Source organism: Psychrobacter sp. TB20-MNA-CIBAN-0197, assembly GCF_040309765.1.
Classification (GTDB): Bacteria; Pseudomonadota; Gammaproteobacteria; order Pseudomonadales; family Moraxellaceae; genus Psychrobacter; species Psychrobacter submarinus.
Genome location: NZ_JBEOPC010000640.1, coordinates 1 through 270 on the forward strand (window position 1 = coordinate 1; position 270 = coordinate 270).

The 270-nt window shown below is 39.3% G+C and carries 1 protein-coding gene; it reads right to left on the reverse strand.

The window, feature by feature from the left end; all coding sequences use genetic code 11:
• Positions 1 to 270: U32 family peptidase C-terminal domain-containing protein (locus tag AAEY83_RS15325; RefSeq protein WP_351060275.1), on the reverse strand; the 270-nt coding region annotated here is incomplete at both ends.

Sequence of the window (270 nt, forward strand, 5' to 3'; positions counted from 1 at the left end):
CGCTAATACTTTCACCCTTTTTATTTTCCATCTGCTCAAGTACAAAGCTAATATTACCTAGTGGGGTCATTAACTCTAATGAATGGCCAACACAAAACTTATTTTTTACATCAATATCAACTAAGCCGTTAGCATCTCTACCCAGCACTTCGCCAACAAACTGTTGTTTAGTTGATACCGAATGGCCGTATTCATAATTTTGATAGTCTTGGTGCGCATGGCGCTTTAAAAAGCCTTCGGTGTAGCCTCTGTGGGCTAAATTTTCTAAGG